Annotated in this window: 10 protein-coding genes; 4 read left to right on the top strand and 6 right to left on the bottom strand. The window is 71.9% G+C overall.

Annotated features, from left to right (window positions below; all coding sequences use genetic code 11):
• The first annotated feature begins 242 nt into the window (after positions 1–242).
• A complete protein-coding gene (locus Phou_RS45870; protein WP_173070398.1) occupies positions 243–1,055 on the top strand; it encodes a carbon-nitrogen hydrolase family protein in 813 nt (270 codons plus the stop codon).
• Complete coding sequence (locus Phou_RS45865; protein WP_173070396.1) at positions 1,042–2,667, top strand: flavin monoamine oxidase family protein; 1,626 nt, start codon at positions 1,042–1,044, stop codon at positions 2,665–2,667. Before Phou_RS45870 ends, Phou_RS45865 begins: the two co-directional genes overlap by 14 nt.
• Here Phou_RS45865 and Phou_RS45860 read toward each other — a convergent pair.
• From Phou_RS45860 to Phou_RS45840, 5 genes are read right to left on the bottom strand one after another with little or no spacing between them, the layout of a single operon-like run.
• Positions 2,662–3,660: a 3-oxoacyl-ACP synthase III family protein gene (locus Phou_RS45860; RefSeq protein WP_173070394.1), complete on the bottom strand. Its 999-nt coding sequence runs from the start codon at positions 3,658–3,660 to the stop codon at positions 2,662–2,664. The two genes, Phou_RS45865 and Phou_RS45860, sit on opposite strands and share 6 nt — an antisense overlap.
• The gene (locus Phou_RS45855) at positions 3,660–4,856 is read right to left on the bottom strand and encodes a 3-hydroxyacyl-CoA dehydrogenase family protein (protein WP_173070392.1); all 1,197 of its coding nucleotides are present in this window, start codon (positions 4,854–4,856) and stop codon (positions 3,660–3,662) included. The genes Phou_RS45860 and Phou_RS45855 overlap by 1 nt, the downstream gene beginning before the upstream one ends.
• The gene (ccrA, locus tag Phou_RS45850; protein WP_173070390.1) at positions 4,853–6,196 is read right to left on the bottom strand and encodes a crotonyl-CoA carboxylase/reductase; all 1,344 of its coding nucleotides are present in this window, start codon (positions 6,194–6,196) and stop codon (positions 4,853–4,855) included. The genes Phou_RS45855 and ccrA overlap by 4 nt, the downstream gene beginning before the upstream one ends.
• 8 nt (positions 6,197–6,204) lie before the next feature.
• Entirely contained in the window at positions 6,205–7,158 is a 954-nt protein-coding gene (locus Phou_RS45845; RefSeq protein ID WP_173070388.1) for an ACP S-malonyltransferase, read from the bottom strand.
• A complete protein-coding gene (locus tag Phou_RS45840) occupies positions 7,155–8,558 on the bottom strand; it encodes a class I adenylate-forming enzyme family protein (protein WP_173070386.1) in 1,404 nt (467 codons plus the stop codon). Before Phou_RS45840 ends, Phou_RS45845 begins: the two co-directional genes overlap by 4 nt.
• Positions 8,559–8,705: 147 nt before the next feature.
• Between Phou_RS45840 and Phou_RS45835 the strand changes: the two genes are divergently transcribed.
• Positions 8,706–9,878 (top strand): cytochrome P450, encoded by a 1,173-nt coding sequence (locus Phou_RS45835; RefSeq protein ID WP_173070384.1) that lies wholly within the window; start codon positions 8,706–8,708, stop codon positions 9,876–9,878.
• A 10-nt stretch (positions 9,879–9,888) separates the two neighbouring features.
• The gene (locus Phou_RS45830) at positions 9,889–10,080 is read left to right on the top strand and encodes a ferredoxin (RefSeq protein WP_173070382.1); all 192 of its coding nucleotides are present in this window, start codon (positions 9,889–9,891) and stop codon (positions 10,078–10,080) included.
• 51 nt (positions 10,081–10,131) lie between these two features.
• Here the strand turns inward: Phou_RS45830 and Phou_RS45825 are convergent, their stop codons facing one another.
• The gene (locus tag Phou_RS45825) at positions 10,132–17,055 is read right to left on the bottom strand and encodes a type I polyketide synthase (RefSeq protein ID WP_173070380.1); all 6,924 of its coding nucleotides are present in this window, start codon (positions 17,053–17,055) and stop codon (positions 10,132–10,134) included.
• Positions 17,056–17,062: the final 7 nt, after the last annotated feature.

Below are 17,062 nucleotides of genomic sequence, written 5' to 3'. Positions count from 1 at the left end.
GGGCGGTGCGGAGCGCAACGGGGTCGCCGGACGCGTCGGCCCCCGCACCGGCTCCGGTGGGGTACGACGTCTCGGCATGACCCGTCATGGCGCAATCCACCCCAACCATTGCCGGCCTGAGCTTCGGATGGACTGTATGAGCAGGCAGGCTGTGATTTCCCCTAGACGGAACTCTGGGGATTTCCAAGGTCAGCGGGCTGCACGATCGTGAGGGTCGGACGATCAGCCGCGAGGGAGCGCCCGTGAGGCTCGCATGCTGGCAGGCCGCCGTGCGGCGGGAGAACGGCGAGCGGCGCCTGGAGCGGCTCGCCGAGGTCGCCGCGCGGGCTCGCCGTGCCGGCGCGGACCTGCTGGTGACGCCCGAGCTGTCGCTGACCGGTTACCACGCGTCGCCGGCCGAGGTGGCACGCGCGGCGGAGGGCGTGGACAGGCTCGCCGAGCAGGCCGGCCGGATCGCGGCGCGGGCCGGGATCGCGCTGCTCTTCGGCCTCCCGGAACGCTCGGGCTCGGTGACGTACAACACCGTCCGGTTGGTTGACGAGCACGGCGCGGCCGTCGCCGCGTACCGGAAGGCTCATCTTTTCGGCGCCGGTGAGCGCGCGGCCTTCGCGGCGGGCGACCACGGCGTGGTGCAGGCCGACCTCGGCGGCCTCACTGTCGGTCTACTCGTCTGTTACGACGTGGAGTTTCCCGAGCTGGTACGGGCGCACGCCCTGCGCGGCACCGACCTGCTTCTCGTGCCGTCCGCGCTGGCCCGGCCGTGGGAGCTGGTCGCCGAGACGCTCGTCCCGGCGCGGGCGTTCGAGAGCCAGCTATACATCGCGTACGTCAACTGGGCCGGCTCCGACGCGCTCGGCGTCTACTGCGGACTGACCCGGGTCGCCGGGCCGGACGGCAGCGTGCGGAGCGCCCCGGCCAGCGGCGCCGAACTGCTGGTCGCCGACGTGCGGCAGGACGTGCTCGACAGCGCGCGGGCGGCTACGCCGTACCTGGCCGACCGGCGCCCCGAGCTGTACTCGGACCTGACCGCAGGGGCGCGGCATGTTCGTTCCTGACTTCCCGTTCGCGTACGACGACTGGCTGCGCCACCCGGCCGGGCTCGGCCACGTACCCGAGCACCTGCACGGCACGCCGGTGGCGGTCGTGGGCGGCGGCGTCTCCGGCATCGTGACCGCGTACGAGCTGATGCGGCTCGGGCTCCGCCCCGTGCTGTACGAGGCCGGCGAACTCGGCGGCCGGATGCGCTCGGTGCCGTTTCCCGAGGACCCGGACTACGTGGCGGAGCTCGGCGCGATGCGCTTCCCGCCGGCGGCCACCGCGCTCTTCCACTACATCGACGAGCTGGGGCTGCCGACCCTCCCGTTTCCCAACCCGCTCGCGTCCAGCACGCCCTCCACAGTCGTCAACCTGGAGGGCGTCGTGCACCGGGCGCGGACGCTGGAGCAGCTGCCGACGGTGTACCAGGAGGTCGCCGACGCGTGGGAGAAGACGCTGCGCGACCAGGCGGAGCTGGCCGCGATGGAGGACGCGATCCGCCGGCGGGACGTCGGCTGGGTGAAGACCATCTGGAACCGACTGGTCAGTCAGTTTGACGACCAGTCGTTCTACGGCTTCCTGGCCAGCTCCTCGACGTTCAGCTCATTTCGCCACCGCGAGATCTTCGGCCAGGTGGGTTTCGGCGCCGGGGGTTGGGACACCGACTTTCCGAACTCCATCCTGGAGATCCTGCGCGTCATCTACACGCAGGCCGACGTCGACCACGTGAGCATCGTGGGCGGCGCGCAGCGGCTGCCGCTCGGGCTGTGGCGGCACAGCCCGAGCCGGATGGCGCACTGGCCGGCGGGTACCTCGCTGGAGAGCCTGCACGGCGGCGGCGCCGGGCCCGGTGTGATGCGCATCCGCCGATCCCGCGAGCTGATCACCGTGCAGGACAGCGGCGGCCGTACCCGCGCGTTTCCGGCGGTCGTCTTCACGCCGCACGTGTGGACGCTGCTCGGCCACGTGGACTGCGCCGACGAGCTGCTCAGCACAGACCTGTGGACCGCGGTCGAGCGCACCCACTACATGAGCTCCTCCAAGCTCTTCGTGCTCGCCGACCGTCCATTCTGGCGCGACCTCGATCCGCGCACCGGTCAGGACGTGATGGGCATGACGCTCACCGACCGCTTCCCGCGCGGCGTGTACCTCTTCGACAGCGGGCCGGACAAGCCGGGCGTCATGTGCCTGTCGTACACGTGGAACGACGACTCGCTGAAGTTTCTGACGCTGGACGACGAGCAGCGGCTGACCGTCCTCTTGCGCCGGCTCGGCCGCATCTTCCCGGGCGTCGACATCGCCCGGCACGTGATCAGCAAGCCGATCACCGTGTCGTGGGAGCGGGAGCGGCACTTCATGGGTGCGTTCAAGGCCAACCTGCCCGGACACTACCGGTACCAGCGGCGGCTGTTCACCCAGTTCATGCAGGACGGCCGGCCGCCGCAGCAGCGGGGGTTCTTCCTCTGTGGAGACGACGTGTCGTGGACGGCCGGGTTCGCCGAGGGCGCCGTCACCACAGCGCTGAACGCCGTCTGGGGTGTTGTCAACCACCTGGGTGGCCGCACCGACCCGTGCAATCCCGGTCCGGGTGACCTCTTCCACGAGCTGGCGCCGGTCGACCTGCCGCTATGAGGGGTGCGCGTCCCAGCGCACCAGCGAGGCGCCGGTGGACATCCCGCCGCCGAAGCCGGCCATCAGCAGCAGGTCGCCGTCCGCGAACGCTCCGTCGCGGCGGGCGGTGTCGAGCGCCAGCGGTATCGAACCGGCGCCGGTGTTGGCGTGCTCCGCCACGGTCAGGTGGGTGCGCGCGGCGCTGAGCCCGAGCCGCGGCAGCAGGTCGTTGAGCATCACGCCGTTCGCCTGGTGCGGCACGAAGTGGTCGACCGCGTCGGGCCGGACGCCGTGCTCACCGAGTAGGCGGCGTACCGTCTCCGGCACCTCGGCCGCCACGAAGTCGCGTACCGCCCGCCCGTCCATCTGGAAGAAGTGCAGCCCGTCGGCGAGCGTCTTCTCCGACGCCGGCATGCGGCTGCCGCCGGCCTCCACGCGGATCATCCGGTGGTGCGCACCCCGGGTCGCCAGGTGCGAGCCGATCACGCCGTGTCCGGGCCGCACCGGTCCAAGCACGACCGCGCCGGCGCCGTCGCCGAAGAGCACGGCGGTGCGGCGGTCGCCCGGGTCGACCAGGCGCGAGTACACGTCCGCGCCGATGACCAGCGCGTAGCCGGCGCCCGAGCCCGCGGCCAGCAGGCGGCTGGCGGTCTCCAGAGCGAAGACGAAGCCGGTGCAGACCGCGTTGAGGTCGAACGCGGCGGCCCGGTCGGCCCCGATCCGGTCCTGCACGAGGCATGCGGTGGCCGGCTGGGGATGGTCCGGTGTGGACGTCGCGAGGACGATCCAGCGCAGCCGCTCCGCCTGGATGCCCGCGTCGGCGAGCGCCGCCTCGGCGGCCTTCACGGCGAGGTCGGAGGTGGCTTCGTAGTCAGCGGCGTACCGGCGCGAGCGGATGCCGGTCTTGCGGACTATCCACTCGTCGGTGACTCCGGCCCGCTCGGCGACCACGCGGTTGGGTACGACGTCGTCGGGCAGGAACGAGCCCGTACCGACGATGCCGAAGCCGTTCATCAGGAGGGTTCGCCCGCGCGGAAGCCGCTGCCGGTCTTGCGGCCGAGGCGGCCTTCGGCCACGAGCCGCGAGAGCGAGGCCGCCGGCGCGAGGTCGGCGTCGCCGTACTCCTCGTGCAGGCGGCGCTGGATGGCCAGCGACACGTCGAGCCCGACGGCGTCGAGCAGCGCGAACGGGCCCATCGGGTACCCGTACTCCGCCTCCACCGCGGCGTCCAGCTCGGCCGGGTCGACCTCACCGCGGTCGAGCATCTTCACCGCCTCGTTGAGGTACGGGAAGAGCAGGTAGTTGACGATGAAGCCGGCCGTGTCCCCGCACGGCACACCGGTCCTGCCGAGGCGTGCGCAGAGGGCGTCAGCGGTGGCGAGCACGCCGGCGCCGGTCCACTGTGTGCGGACGACTTCCACCAGCCGCATCACCGGGGCGGGGTTGAAGAAGTGGAGCCCGAGCACGTCCTCGCGGCGGCCGGCGGCCTCGGCGCAGGCGGACACCGACAGGCTCGACGTCGTGGTGGCGAGCACCGCACCGGGGCGGCACACCCGGCCCAGCGCGGCGAACCCGGCGCGCTTGACCGCCAGGTCCTCGACGATCGCCTCGATGACGAGGTCGCACGTGGACAGCGCGGCGACGTCGTCGGCGACGGCGATCCGGCCGAGCGCGAGCGTCCTGCCCTCGTCCGTGTTCTTGCCGCGCGCGACGGCCTTCGCCAGGGAGATGCCGATCGCCTCCACCGCGGCGACCGCCTTGGGCGTGCTGCGCGCCACGAGCGTCGTGGGGATGCCCGCCGCGGCGGTGACCTCCGCGATGCCGCGGGCCATCGTGCCGGAGCCAAGCACGCCGATCCGCTCGATCGGGCGGGCCTGCGCCTCCTGCCCGCTCGCGCGCCGGGCGGCCTGCGCCGGGTAGCGGTCGACGCCGTCGACGGCGTGCCGCCGCAGCGCGTCCGCCGGGCGGTGTGCCGCCTGACCGGTCCGTTCGTACAGGGCGTCGAGTGCCTTGACGGCCACGCCGAGCCCGATGCCGTCCAGCGTCTCGAAAGGCCCGGCGGGCAGGCGGCAGCCGAGCCGCATCGCGACGTCGACGTCCGTCCGGTCGACCTGGCCGCTCTCGCCGAGGAGTGCGGCCCGGTTGAGGTACCCGTAGACAAGCTCCTCGGCCGCGACGCGTGCCGTGTGCTCCACCGGCGCGATCGTCATCGGTCAGCCCCACGGAAGCGGTTGATGGCGGGCAGGTGCCGCGAGCGCAGCTCGGGGTCGGTGACGCCGAGCCCTTCGCGCGGCGCGAGGCAGAGCACGCCGACCTTGCCGCTGTGCTGGTTGCGGTGCACCTGGTGCGCGGCCTCGCCGGCGTCCGCCAGAGGTGACACCGCGGAAAGCGTCGGATGCACCATCCCCTTGGCGATGAGGCGGTTGGCCGCCCACGCCTCGCGGTAGTTGGCGAAGTGGCTGCCGACGATGCGCTTGAGCGCCATCCAGAGGTACCGGTTGTCGTACTCGTGCCGGTATCCCGTGGACGAGGCGCAGGTGACGACCGTCCCACCACGGCGCGCCACATACACGCTGGCGCCGAACGTCTCCCGGCCCGGGTGCTCCAGGACGATGTCCGGATCATCACCGCCGGTCAGGTCGCGCAGCCGCGACCCGAAGCGCTTCCATTCGGCCGGGTCGGGTGTCGCCTCGTCGCGCCAGAAGCGGAAGTCCTCCTCGGCGCGGTTGATGACAAGCTCGGCCCCCATGGCCCGTACCTGCTCGGCCTTGCTCTCGCTGGAGACCACGCAGACGGGTATCGCGCCGCCGTTGAGCGCGAGCTGCGTGGCGTACGAGCCGAGGCCACCGGCGGCGCCCCACACCAGCACCACGTCGCCCTGCTTCATCGAGGCGCCGTTGGGCGAGACGAGCTGCCGGTACGCGGTGGAGTTGACAAGTCCCGAGGCGGCCGCCTCCTCCCACGTGAGGTGCTCCGGCTTGGGCATCAGCTGGTTGGCCTTGACGAGGGCGAGCTCGGCGAGGCCGCCGTAGTTCGTCTCGTACCCCCAGATGCGCTGCTCGGGGTCGAGCATCGTGTCGTCGTGGCCGTCCGGAGCGGCGAGCTCCACCGACAGGCAGTGGGCCACGATCCGGTCGCCGGGGCGCCAGCGGCGCACCTCCGCGCCGGTGCGCAGGACGATGCCGGACAGGTCCGAGCCGAGCACGTGGTACGGCCGGTCGTGCCGGGCCGCCCACGGGCCGACCCGCGCGTACCGCTCGAGGAAGCGGAACGTCGCCAGCGGCTCGAAGATGGCGCTCCACACGGTGTTGTAGTTGATGGAGCTGGCCATCACCGCGATGAGCACCTCGCCGGGGCCGGGCTCCGGTGTCGGCACGTCGTAGAGGTGCATCGACTTGCGCGGGTCCTTGTCGCGGGTGGCGAGGCCGTCGAACATGTCGACCTCGTCCTTGAGCACGACCGCGCCGCGGAAGCTCTCCGGTACCGGCAGCGCACCGAAGTCGGCCGCCGTCGCGTCTTCGGCCAGCGCGGCGTCGACGATCTGCTGCATCGGACCCCCTAGGAGTGGGCGCGGACGCCGGCCGGGCGCAGTGCGCCGGGCTTGGACACGGTCTTGTGCGTGACCGGCACCACGCGGAAGCTCGACGTGGTGCAGTCCAGCCGGTGAAACATGAGGTCCGGCCCGGTCACGTACGCGGTGCGGACGCCGTGCCGGTGCAGGGCGGCGACCGTCGCCGGCCAGTCGAGCGCCCGGTCGAAGGTGTCGAGCAGCATGGTGCGCAGTTCCTCGGCGGTGTGGACGAGGCGTCCGTCCTGGTCCGCGACGAGCGGCAGGGCCGGTTTACCGATCGGGTACCGGGACAGCACCTCCTCGGCCCGCCGGCGCAGCGGCCCGAAGCGGCGCGCGTGCACCGCCGGCCGCAGCGTCTGCATCGTGTAGCCCTCCAGCCGGCGGACCGTCTCGACCATCTCGTCGAGGAGGCCGGCACGGAGCGAGACGAGGTACGCGCCGCGGTCGAGCCGGCCGGAGACCTCCACCCACTCTCCACTGTCGACGTATCCGGCGACGGCCTCGGCGAACGGCTCGTCCGGCACGCGCACGAAACACTGCGTGACGAGCTCCTCCGGCTCCGCCGCGAAGTACTCGTCTTCGCACCGGGCCAGCTCGACGGTGAGGCGGATCGCGGCGGCGGCGTCGAGCGCGCCCGCGTACGCGACCAGTGCCCGCTGCCCGAAGCACGGCCCGGCGCCGAGGTCCGGCCGCAGGTCGAGCTCCGCCTCGGCCCGGTCGGCCAGGGCGAGCGAGGAGACCTGGAACGCGACCTGGGAGAAGATGCCGAGGCCGTCGCGCTCGGCCCGGAAACCGGCGAGCAGGGACTCGCCGAGTGCCTCGTCGGCCTCCGCGACCCGGCTCCGGGCGTACCGGTCGAGCACCAGGAACCGGCCGAGGTCGTCGAACGTGGACGGTCCCATCCCGGGGAAGACGACAGCGGTGCGCTCCTCGTCGGTCACGCCGACACCGCCAGCTCCTCCAGCCGCTTGCTGTCGGGCTTGCCGTTGCGGTTCACCGGAAACCTGTCGATGACGAGCACCCGGTTCGGCATCTCGTACGCGGGCAGCGCCTCGGCGATCCGATCCCGCCAGTAGGCCGCGCCGCGGTGCTCCTCGTCCTCGACGAACGCGACGAGCAGGCTGCCCATCCGCTCGTCCGGCAGCGCGACGATTTTCGCCGAGACGCCGACGTCGCCGATCTTCCGCTCGATGATGTCCGGGTGCAGCGTGTAGCCCATGCGGTGCACGGCCCGCTTGCGGCCCAGCACGTAGAGGTTGGCGTCCGCGTCGAGGAAGCCGAAGTCGCCGCTGGGAAACCACTCGCCGGTCACCGGCACGAGCGTGCCGTCGTCGTCCAGGTAGCCCGCCATGACATCCGGCGTGCGCACCATGATCTCGCCGATCTCGCCGGCCGCGAGTGCGGTTCCGTCGTCGTCCACGATGGACAGCTCGACGCCGTCCACGGCGCGTCCACAGGCGACCGTGTTGTCGAGGTTTGCGAAGGAGACGTTGCCCATCTCGGTGCTGCCGTAGCTGTCCAGCAGCTTGTGGCCGAACTCCTTCTCGTACCGGGCGACGAGGCCGGCGTCGAGCGGTGCCGCGCCGACGCAGAGCATCCGGGCGTCGCGGAGCACCGCGCCGAGTGCCGGGCGGCGACCGACGATGTTCATCATGCTGCGATACGTGACCGGCGTGGCGTCGAAGACTGTCGCGCCGCTCAGCTCGGCGAGGCGCAGCGCGTGGTCGAGCCTGCGGTACGGCGCGACGACCAGCGAGCAGCGGGCGAGCCAGGCGATGAGCACCATCGAGAGCCCGTACTGGTGCGGAAACGGCAGCAGCGGAACGAGCACGTCGGTGCTCACGTGCCCGACCGCGTCGATGTTGCGCTGGAGGTTTCGCAGGAACGAGTCGCCGCTCTTGACGACCACCTTCGGCGAGCCGGTCGAGCCGGACGAGCACATCAGCAGCCCGTCGGGGAGCGTGCGCCACTTCTCCACGTCGATGTAGTCGACGTACTCGTTGTTGGCCGTGGCCGCCAGCTGAAGCTCGTAGATGGAGACGCAGGGCACCCGCGTCTCCGGCGCCGCGTCGTCGTCGACGACGCAGAGGGCGACGCCGGTCATGTCGATGAGCCGCTCCGTCGTCTCGGCGCGCTCGCGGTGGTCGACGAGCAGGATCGAGGCGCCCGCGTGCATGAGCGCGAGCAGGGCGGTCACGTACCCGACGGAGTTTTCCGCCTTGAGCAGGACCCGGTCGCCCAGGGCGACGCCGCGCGCCTGGAGCTCCTCGGCCATGCGGACAGCGTCCCGCTCGACATCGGCAAGGGTGCGGACACAGTCGGTACCACAGATCATCGCCATCGGTGAAACCTCTCGCTCGCGACGCGATCAGTCTGTCGATTGGCAACCAAGGAATCCCTCAGAACCCGGCGGCGCGGAGACTAGTGCTTCTCCTCGACTTTTCCGCCGGGCGTGACGCGGGCGCGCGGGATCCACCATCGTGGGGGAATGTCCAACCCGGCGCAACTCGTCGACTTTCCGCTGCGGCGGCCCGGCCAGCCGTACCCGCCGAAACAGTACGCCGATTTCCGGTCCCGCGAAGGGCTCGTCTGGTCGCACATGCCGACCGGCGCGAAGGTCTGGCTGGTCACCAAGTACGACGACGTGCGTGCGGTGCTCACCGACCCGCGGATCAGCTCCAGCCCGCGCCACGAGGGCTTCCCCAGCGTCGGCCGTACCGGCGGTGTGCCGAACCCCGACCAGGTGCCGGGCTGGTTCGTGGCCCTTGACCCACCGGACCACGACCGGTTCCGCAAGGCGCTGATCCCCGAGTTCACCGTGCGCCGCATCCGGGAGATGCGACCGTCCATCCAGGAGGTCGTCGACCACCGGATCGACGGCCTGCTCGCCGCCGGCAGCGAGGCCGACCTCGTACACGACTTCACCTCGGCGGTGCCCTCCCTGGTCATCTCCGCACTGCTCGGTGTGCCGCACGTCGACCGCGACTTCTTCGAGGCCCGGATCCGGCTGCTGGTCACGATGAGCTCGACGCACGACCAGCGCGACCAGGCCACCCGGGAGATCCTGCGGTACCTGTCCCGCCTGATCCTGGTCAAGCAGAAGCGCCCCGGCGACGACCTCATCAGCGTGATGCTCGCCTCCGGCACGATGTCGCTGCAGGAGATCTCCGGCGCCGCCATGCTCCTGCTCATCGCAGGCCAGGAGACGACGGCAAACAACATGGCGCTCGGCATGGTCACGCTGCTGCTGAATCCACAGTGGATCGGCGACGAGCGGGCCGTCGAGGAGCTGCTGCGGTACTACTCGGTCGCCGACATGGTCGCCCTCCGGGTCGCCGTCGAGGACGTGGAGATCGGCGGGCAGCTCATCAAGGCGGGCGAAGGCATCGTGCCGCTCGTCGCGGCCGCCAACCACGACTCCGGTGTCTTCGAGCGGGCCGGCGACTTCGACCCCAGCCGCTCCGCCCGCCACCACGTCGCTTTCGGGTACGGGGTGCATCAGTGCCTCGGCCAGCACCTGGTCCGCGCCGAGCTGGACATCGCGTACAGGACGCTTTTCGAGCGGATTCCGAAGCTGGAGCTGGCGGTCCCGGTCGAGGAGCTGGCGTTCAAGTACGACGGCGTGGTGTTCGGCCTCGACTCGCTGCCCGTGCGCTGGTGAGGGAGGCGTGGTGCGCGTTGTAGCCAACCCGCGCGGGTGTATCGGCGCCGGGCAGTGCGTCATCACCGCGCCGAACGTGTTCGACCAGGACGAGGACGGCATCGTGGTGGTAATCGAGGAACGGCCGGGCGACGCCGACCTGGCGGACGTGCGGGACGCGCTCGACCTCTGCCCGTCCCAGTCGCTCGCGCTCACCAACTGATCCAGGTCTCGCGGAGGCGGCCCCGGGGAGATCCCCGGGGCCGCCGTCCGTTCAGCGGCCGAGGCCGGCGATCCACTCCTCGATGACGCCGGCCGTGACGGCCGAGTGCTCGGCGGCGAGCGACAGGTGGTCCGCCTCGATGCTGCGCACGTCGTTCACCGGCACCCACGGCTCGGTGTACGGGATCTCCTCGCCGTCCGGGGTGATCGCTGAGCGGATCATCAGCGTCGGCGCGGTGGTCGGCGGCACGGAGATGTCCTTGAGCCGCACGAACCAGTGGGCCATCGCCGAGAGCCGCGCGCTGTTGAGGTTGACCAGCGGCGAGTCGATGCCGGCGAGGTAGAACCGGCCCACGTTGTCGTAGTCGTCCTGGCTGAAGGTCAGCGCCAGCGTGTCGAGCATGATGACCGCGTCCGGCTTGATGCCCCAGGTGTGCTCCAGCTCACCGGCTGCGAAGTACGCGAGCGTGCCACCCGTGGAGTGCCCGACCACGATGAACGGGTCGCCGTCGCTGGCGTGCAGGATGCTCTCCGCGACCACGCGGGCCGCCGCCGCTCCGGTCGCCGGCAGGCTCTCCCCCGGCGCGAAACCGACGAGCGGCAGCGCGGAGACGTGCCGCTTGCCCCTGAACTGGGCGGCGATCCGGGCGTACAGGTGGACGCCGCCGGTCGCGCCGGGTGCGCTCACGCAGATGAGCCGCGGGTCGCGCGGGCCGTCGGCGAGCGTGACAGGGGCGGGCAGGTCCTCCAGCTCGGCCGTCGACTCGAAGCTGGGCCGGGTGGCGGCGACGGCGGTCAGCATCCGCATCGCCTCCACCTCCTTGCCGGCGTGGACGGCGGTGAAGAAGATGCGCTGCAGCGAGTCCGCGCCACCGTCTCCGGCCGGCGCCGTGCCGGCCGCCGCCCGCGCGCCGCCCGCGCTGATGTCGGTCTGGCTGGCCAGCTCGGCGTGCAGCCACTTGGCGAGCTGCGCGGGCGTCTTGCTGTCGAGGATGACCGACGAGGGCAGCCGCAGGCCGACGACGTCACTGAGCTGGTTGCGCAGCTCGACCGCGATGAGCGAGTCGAGGCCGAGCTCCAGGAAGTTTCGCTCGGGGTCGATGCCGGTGGCGTCGCCGTGTCCCAGGAGGACGGCCGCGTAGCCGGCCACGATCTCCTGCAGCAGCTGCTCCTGCTCGGCCGCGCCGAGGCCGCGGAGGCGGTCCCGGAGGGTGACCGCGGAGCGCCCGGCCGCGGCGGCCGCCCTGCGCGGGCCGGACACCACCCCGCTGAGAATCGGCGGGATCTGGCTGTGGGCGCGGAAGTCGCCGGGGTTGAGCCGGACCGGCACCACGAACGGCTCGTCGACCGCGATTGCCGCCTCGAACAGGGCAAGTCCCTGCTCGACGGTGAGTGGAGGCATGCCGGAACGGGCCATCCGCTCGATGGCCGCGTCACCGAGGCGGCCGGTCATGCCGACCTCCTGCGTCCACGCGCCCCAGGCGAGCGAGACGGCCGGGAGCCCGGCGGCGCGGCGGTGCGCGGCGAGCGCGTCGAGGTAGGTGTTGCCAGCCGCGTAGTTGCCTTGGCCAGGGCTGCCCATCAGGCCGGAGACCGAGGAGTAGAGCACGAACGCTGCGAGGTCTGACTCGCGGGTCAGCTCGTGCAGGTGCCAGGCGGCGTCCGCCTTGGGGCGGAGCACAGTGGACAGCCGCTCACCGTCGAGCGAGGCGACGATGCCGTCGTCGAGGACGCCGGCGGTGTGCACGACGGCGGTCAGCCGCTGCCCCGCCACCGCCTGGGCCAGCGCGGCGCGGTCGGCGACGTCGCAGGCCGCCACCTCGACGGAGGCGCCCAGCGCGACAAGCTCGTCGCGCAGCGCGGCCGCACCGGGAGCCTCGGGACCGCGGCGGCTGAGCAGCAGGAGCCGCTTGGCGCCCCGCTTGGTGACAAGGTGCCGGGCCAGTTCGGCGCCGAGGCCGCCGGTACCGCCGGTGATGAGCACGGTCCCGTCCGGGTCCCAGGCGCGAGGCAGCGTGAGCACGATCTTGCCCACGTGCTTGGCCAGGCTCATGAAGCGGAACGCCTCACGGGCCCGGCGTACGTCCCAGCTCGTCACCGGCAGCGGCCGCAGCACCTCCCGGTCGAAGAGGTCGAGCAGATCGGCGAGCATCGACCGCATCCGGTCCGGCCCGGCCTCGATGAGGTCGAACGCGCGGTAGGTGACGCCGGGCAGGTCCTCCTGGCGGCGCACGTCGGTCTTGCCCATCTCGAGGAAGCGGCCGCCGCCGTCCAGGAGGCTGAGCGACGCGTCAACGAACTCGCCGGCTAGGGCGTTCAGCACCACGTCGACCTTTGGAAAGCGCGCGGCGAAGTCGAGCGTGCGCGAGGAGGCGATGTGCGCGTCGTCCAGCCCGAGCGAGCGCAGCACGTCCCACTTGCCCTCGCTCGCCGTCGCGAACACCTCCGCGCCCAGGTGCTTGGCGAGCTGGATCGCCGCCATGCCCACCCCGCCGGCGCCCGCGTGCACCAGCACCTTCTCCCCCGCCTTCAGGCCGGCCAGATCGGTGAACGCGTAGTAGGCGGTGAGGAAGACAAGCGGTACCGACGCGGCGGTCTCGTCCGTCCACGCCTGCGGGGTCTTCGTGAGGAACCGTTCGTCGGTGACGCCAAGCGGGCCGAACCCGCCGAACAGCATCCCCATCACCCGGTCACCCGGCCGCAGCCCGGACACCTCAGGACCCACCTCGGCCACCACACCAGCGGCCTCAGAACCGAACAGCCCCGCCTCACCCGGATACATGCCCAACGCGTTGAGCACGTCCCGGAAGTTGAGGCCCGCGGCACCGACGCGTACGCGCACCTGCCGGGCGACGAGCGGCTCGGCGACCGCGGGGCAGGGCACGAGGCCCAGCCCGTCGAGGCTGCCCCTGCGTCCACTGTCGAGCCGCCACGGGACGCCGGCCGGCGGCACGAGCGACGGTCCGGACGACGCCGGCGCGAGGCGGGGCACTCGCACCGCGCCGGAGCGGACGATCAGCTGCTGCTCACCCGCGTCGAGCATGCCGGGCAGGCCGGGCATGGCGGCCAGCGACTCCACGGTGTCGTCGAGGTCGACGAGCAGAAACCGGCCTGGGCTTTCCGCCTGCGCGGACCGCACAAGTCCCCAGGCGGCCGCGGCGGCCAGGTCGTGCACCGTCTCACCCTCAGCGGCGACCGCGCCACGGGTGATGAACACCATCCGCGGCCCGGCCAACCGGTCGTCCGACAACGCCTCCTGCAGCAGGGCGAGGACCCGGGCCGCCGTCGTGTGCACGGCCGCGGGGCCGTCACCGCCGAGGACCGGGATCAGGAACACCTCTGGTACGACGCCTCGCTCTCCGATGGCGCCGGACAGCGACTCCGAGTACGCGGCGATGGTCTCGCCGGCCCGGTACATCGTGGGCGCGAGGTCGATCTCGTCGGCGCCGATGACTGCCCACCGCGCGCCGGTCGCCGGTACCGGCTCGGTCGGTGCGGGGGTCCACTGGAGACGGAAGAGTGACTCCTGTTCGGACCGTCCGGCGGCAGCCGCGACCGCCTGTACGGCGGAGGGTGCCCGCAGTGCGAGCGAGTCCACGGCGACGACGGGTGCGCCGGTGACGTCGACGGCGGTCACGGAGACCGCGTCGGTGCCGGTCTGAGCGAGCCGTACGCGCAGCCGGGTGGCGCCGCTCGCGTGAAGGGAGGCGCCGCTCCACTCGAACGGGAGCATGCCCTTGCCGGTGTCCCCGAACACGATCGCGTGTAGCGCCGCGTCCAGCAGAGCGGGGTGGATGCCGAAGGTGGCCGCGTCCTTGACCTGCTCGGGGAGTGCGACCTCGGCGTACACCTCGCCGTCCCGCCGCCACACGCCTTGAAGTCCTTGGAACACCGGCCCGTAGGCGAGCCCCCGTCCGGCGAGGCGGGGGTAGATGCCGTCGACGTCCGCCGGCTCGGCGCCTTCCGGCGGCCACACGGCGGTGTCGAAGCCCGCGTCGAAGGCGGCGGCGCCGGTGGCCAGTACACCGGTGGCGTGTTGGATCCACGGGTGCTCGGCGCCGTCGGCGGGTCGCGAGTGGACGGTGATCGGGCGACCGCCATTTTCGTCCGGCGCCCCGACGCGCACCTGGAGGGTGACCCCTTCCCGTTCGGTCAGCACGAGCGGTACGACGAGGGTCAGCTCCTCGACCCGGTCGCAGCCGACCTGGTCGCCGGCGCGGATCGCCAGCTCGAGGAAGCCGGTGCCGGGGAAGAGGATCCCTCCGCCGACCGAGTGGTCGGCGAGCCAGGGGTGGGTGGCGAGCGAGAGGCGACCGGTAAGCACGACCTCGTCCGAGCCGGCGATCGTCACCATCGCGCCGAGCAGCGGGTGGCCGGCGGGCGTGAGGCCGAGCCCGCCCGCGTCGGCCATCGCCAGGCCGAGGCCGGAGGGCCAGTAGCGCTCGCGCTGGAACGGGTACGTCGGCAGGTCGACGCGGCGTGCCTCGCCGAGTGCGGGTGTCCAGTCGACGGTGACGCCGGCCGTGTAGAGCCGGGCGAGCGCCGTGAGTAGCGCGGTCTCTTCAGGCCGGTCCTTGCGCAGGCTCGGGACCGCGTCACCGATCAGCGCCGACAGCACCCCGTCCGGGCCCACCTCAAGAACCGTCACCTCACCAAACGAGGCCACCGCGTCAGCGAACCGGACCGTGTCCCGCACATGCCTAACCCAGAACTCAACATCCGTGACATCCCCCACCGCCGCGACCGGAATGCGGGGCTGATGGAACGTGATACCAGCAATCGCCTCCCGGAAAGCCGGCAGCATCGGATCCATCAACGGCGAATGAAACGCATGCGAAACCCGCAACCGAGTCGACTTCTCAAAATGCTTGGCAACCGCGACCACATCGTCCTCGTCGCCCGCGACCACGACCGCGTCGGCCGCATTGACGGCGGCGATGGATACCCGTTCGCTGAGCAGCGGCGCCACCTCAGCCTCGGTCGCGCGGATGGCGACCATCGCCCCACCCGCCGGCAACTGCTGCATGAGACCAGCACGCGCGGTCACCAGCCGGGCGGCGTCTTGCAGCGACAACACCCCGGCCACATGCGCGGCGACGATCTCACCGATCGAGTGACCGGCCAGGTGGTCGGGCTTGACACCGAACGACTCAACCAACCGGAACAGGGCCACCTCGACCGCGAACAAGGCCGGCTGCGTCCAACCGGTCTGGTTCAGCGCGTCGCCGTCCTGACCCCACATCACGTCCTTGAGGCCCGGCTCAAGGTATGCGAGCACCTCGTCAAAGGCTGACGCGAACACCGGAAAGCGGGCGTACAACTCCCGACCCATGCCCAGACGCTGCGAACCCTGACCCGAGAAGACGACCGCGAGCGGACGGCCCCGCACCACCCCACGGGCAACCTCGGTGACACCATCCCCGCCGGCCAGCAGCACCGCCCGATGGTCGAACGCTGAGCGACCAGCCAACGCCAAACCGACACCGGCGACCGACGCGTCGACCGCACGCAGCCGGGCGATCTGGGCGTCGAGTGCATGTTCCGACTTTGCCGAGACCGGCCACGGCACCGTGGCCGGGGCCTCCGTCCCGGCGGGTTCGTCCTCGGCCGGGGGCTGCTCGATGATGACGTGGGCGTTGGTCCCGCTGACGCCGAACGAGGAGACGCCGGCGCGCCGTGGCCGGTCCGTCGACGGCCACTCGGTGTTGCTGGTCAGCAGCTCGACAGCGCCGGCGGACCAGTCCACATGCGACGACGGGCGCTCGGCGTGGAGGGTCTTCGGTGCGATGCCGTGCCGGATGGCCTGCACCATCTTGATGACGCCCGCGACGCCGGCGGCGGCCTGGGTGTGTCCGAGGTTGGACTTCACGGCGCCGAGCAGCAGCGGCCTTTCCCGGTCCTGCCCGTACGTGGCGAGGAGCGCCTGTGCCTCGATCGGGTCGCCGAGGGTGGTGCCGGTGCCGTGCGCCTCGACCACGTCGACGTCGGCCGTGCTGAGGCCGGCGCCGGCGAGGGCGGCGCGGATGACCCGCTGCTGTGACGGGCCGTTCGGTGCGGTGAGGCCGTTGGAGGCGCCGTCCTGGTTGACCGCGGAGCCGCGCACGACGGCGAGTACGGGGTGGCCGTTTCGCTTGGCGTCGGACAGCCGCTCCAGCACGAGCATGCCGACGCCCTCGGACCAGCCCGTGCCGTCGGCGTCGTCGGAGAACGCTTTGCACCGGCCGTCCGGCGCGAGCCCGCCCTGCCGGGAGAAGCCGGCGAAGCTCGCCGAGGTCGTCATCACCGTGACGCCACCGGCGAGCGCGAGCGTGCACTCGCCGCCGCGCAGCGCCTGGGCGGCGAGGTGCAGCGCGACGAGCGACGACGAGCAGGCGGTGTCCACTGTGACCGCCGGTCCTTCGAGGCCGAACGTGTACGAGAGCCGCCCCGAGATGACGCTCGCCGCGAGGCCGGTACCGGCGTGACCCTCGACGTCTTCCTGGGTGGCGTAGAGGACGTGTCCGTAGTCCTGCCCGTTGGTGCCGACGAAGACACCGGTACGGCTGCCGCGCAGGGCGAGCGGGTCGATCCCCGTGCGCTCGAACGCCTCCCAGGTCGCCTCCAGCAGCAGCCGCTGTTGCGGGTCCATCGCGACCGCCTCGCGGGGCGAGATGCCGAAGAACGCGGGGTCGAAGTCGGCGGCGTCGTAGAGGAACCCACCCTGGAGGGTGGTGCTGCGGCCCAGCCCGTCGCCGACGAGCGTGTCGATGTCCCAGCCGCGGTCGGTGGGAAAGCCGGAGATGCCGTCGCGCCCCTCGACCACCATCCGCCACAGGGCGTCCGGTGAGTCCACGCCGCCGGGGAAGCGGCAGCTCATGCCGACGATGGCGATCGGCTCCTGCCGGCCGGCCTCCACCTCCTCGAGCCGCTGCCGGGTCTGGTGGAGGTCGGCGGTGACCCACTTCAGGTATTCGACGAGCTTCTGTTCGTCCGGCATCTCCGCT

The organism is Phytohabitans houttuyneae (assembly GCF_011764425.1).
GTDB lineage: Bacteria > Actinomycetota > Actinomycetes > Mycobacteriales > Micromonosporaceae > Phytohabitans > Phytohabitans houttuyneae.
This window is presented reverse-complemented; position numbering and strand designations above follow the sequence as displayed.

Excerpts from the sequence above, each read along its gene's own strand:
- Phou_RS45865 (WP_173070396.1), top strand. The coding sequence starts at position 1,042 with ATGTTCGTTCCTGACTTCCCGTTCGCGTACGACGACTGGCTGCGCCAC.
- Phou_RS45860 (WP_173070394.1), bottom strand. The coding sequence starts at position 3,660 with ATGAACGGCTTCGGCATCGTCGGTACGGGCTCGTTCCTGCCCGACGAC.
- Phou_RS45855 (WP_173070392.1), bottom strand. The coding sequence starts at position 4,856 with ATGACGATCGCGCCGGTGGAGCACACGGCACGCGTCGCGGCCGAGGAG.
- ccrA (WP_173070390.1), bottom strand. The coding sequence starts at position 6,196 with ATGCAGCAGATCGTCGACGCCGCGCTGGCCGAAGACGCGACGGCGGCC.
- Phou_RS45840 (WP_173070386.1), bottom strand. The coding sequence starts at position 8,558 with ATGGCGATGATCTGTGGTACCGACTGTGTCCGCACCCTTGCCGATGTC.
- Phou_RS45835 (WP_173070384.1), top strand. The coding sequence starts at position 8,706 with ATGTCCAACCCGGCGCAACTCGTCGACTTTCCGCTGCGGCGGCCCGGC.
- Phou_RS45825 (WP_173070380.1), bottom strand. The coding sequence starts at position 17,055 with ATGCCGGACGAACAGAAGCTCGTCGAATACCTGAAGTGGGTCACCGCC.